General features: G+C 75.3%; 2 protein-coding genes. One reads left to right on the forward strand and one right to left on the reverse strand.

Annotated features, from left to right (window positions below):
- The coding region (locus ABZ641_RS34030) for a S1 RNA-binding domain-containing protein (protein WP_359988169.1) at positions 1–1,343 on the forward strand (1,343 nt) is incomplete at its 5' end.
- Between the two features lie 428 nt (positions 1,344–1,771).
- Here the strand turns inward: ABZ641_RS34030 and ABZ641_RS34035 are convergent.
- A partial coding sequence (locus tag ABZ641_RS34035; protein ID WP_359988171.1) for a hypothetical protein occupies positions 1,772–2,200 on the reverse strand: 429 nt, incomplete at its 5' end.

Genomic DNA, 2,200 nt, shown 5'->3' on the forward strand with positions numbered 1-2,200 from the left:
GCAGTCCGATGGTGAAGGGCTTCTTCTCCTTCTCCACCCGGGGCTCCGGCGGGCCGGACGGCCCGGCCGGAGTGTTCCCCGGCGACCCCACCGGTTTCCACGACGGCGCCACCCTGCCGGCGGCTGCCGGTCTGACACTGCTGCGAGCGGTTCTCCAGCGGGAGGGCGCCTGGTGCAGGCTGCGGGCCGGCCGCCGGTTCTTCCTCCACCCCGGTCACCGCGACGACCTGTTCGTCGGCTTCGACGGCGGCGAGGGCCCACTCCGGGCGGCGCTGACCGGGGCTCGGAGCCTGGGGTTGTTCGCGGAGAAGGTCGGGCGTTCCCCCTACGACCCCGCCCTCGACGAGACGGACGTGCGGCCGCCCGCCGACGGGGTGTTCTGGACCGCTGTGCACTGCCTGGTCGCCGAACGCGGGGCGGTCCTGCTGGAGGAGGAGTACGCGGCCCACGGCCGCCGCTGGCACCGGCTGGCGACCGAGGCCGCAGTGACCGCCGTCCGCCGACGCCTCGTGCCGCGGGCACGGCTGGCCGTGTGGCCGGACCTGACCGAGGACATCGAGGCCGTCCGCGCCGAGATCCGCGCCGGCAGACACCCTCACCTGCTCGTCCGTCAGGAGGCCGACGGGACCTTCCCTGCGGAGCACGTCGCCGAACCCTGGATGGGCCGGGCCGACGGCCCGCACCCTGCCGTCCCCACCGGTCCGGGACGGCGGGCGGGCCTCGTCCCGCTCCAGCCGGCCCATCGGCGGCCGCTGCTCGCGGCGGTGCTGCCCGACGCCGACGGGATCGTCCGGGCCCGGTGGCGGACCGACCCCACCCCGGCCACCGGACGGCGCGCCCTGCTCGCCGGCCTGCGGATCGGCGACGTGGTGACCGGCACCGTGGCCAGCGACCTGGACGACGTCGGCGTGCACGTGGACCTCGACCACCCGTCGGGGCGGAGCGTCGGCTTCCTGCGGATCCCTGAGATGTCCTGGACGCACTTCGACTCACTGGACGAGGTGGCCCCACCGGGCCGCCGGATCAGGGCGCAGGTCCTCGACATCGACTGGGCATGGGAGCGCGTCGGACTGTCCGTCAAGGCCCTGCAGCCCGACCCGTGGCGCCTGTTCGCCGACCGCCTCCGCCCCGGCGCCGAGCTCCCCGGAACGGTCGTCAGACTGGTCCCGTTCGGCACCTTCGTCCGGGTGGCACCGGGCGTCGAGGGGTTGGTCCACGGCCCCTGGTCCGACGGCCCGGCACCGGTGGTCGGCGACCCGGTCCGCGTCACCGTGCTCGCCGTGGACCACCCACGCCGCCGCATCACGCTCGGCCTCCCGGCCGATGCCTGCGACTACGGGTGACCTTCCTGGGGTCGGACCGTGACGTTCACCGACACCCACCACCCACACGGTCCTGGGCACCGTTCCCCTGGCGGCCCACCGGCACGCACGTGATCACCGCCGCCTACAGCGGCGACCCGGTCTACCGGGACAGCCGCACCGCCCTCACCCTGACGGCCCTCCCCCGCTGAGCGGCACCCCAGCCCCTCTCCTGCTCCGGTGGGGCGTCCGCGATCGGCCCGTACACGGCCGCGGCCGCCTGCGTGCACTCCCCCACCAACTCCGTTGCGGTCGCGATCAGACGCGTATGACGCCTGCGCCTCGCCGGCGCCTCCAGAGGTGCGCCCACAACTGACCCACCCGTCCTGCACAGCCCCGGCGTGGCCGGCCAGGGCCAACCTGCACGCGGCCGGTCCTGACAGCGGAGGGGCGCGACGGGGCGGGCACGGTCACCCCTGTACGCCGGCGGCCTCCAGTTCCAGCAGTTCCTGCTCGGCACGCTGCTGGTCGGCGACTGCGTCGATCCCGTGGTCCACCGCCTTCGCGTAGGCGGCGACCCGGCGCCGGGCAAGGTCGAGGAGCAGCTCGTGCGGCCCGGGCTCGCCGCTGCCGGCGGTCTGCCCGGGGCGCACGTTGTCGTCTGCGGCCTCGGACACGGCGCGCATCGCCGCACGTACCTCGGTCAGGTCCGACGACTGTCCGCCACGCCACGCCAGGTACTCCTGGCGCAGGTATCCGATCGCGCCGTCTTCGCCGTTCCACTCGGGCGCGTCCGGGCCGAGCGGGCCGAGGCCGGTGCTGCCGTGCCGGTCGAGCTGCCGCAGTTGCAGGGCGGCGCCGAGAGCAGCCGGGTTCGGCAGGCTGCCCAACCCGCCGGC

The organism is Kitasatospora sp. NPDC007106 (genome assembly GCF_040634455.1).
In the GTDB taxonomy this organism is placed as follows: Bacteria; Actinomycetota; Actinomycetes; order Streptomycetales; family Streptomycetaceae; genus Kitasatospora; species Kitasatospora arboriphila.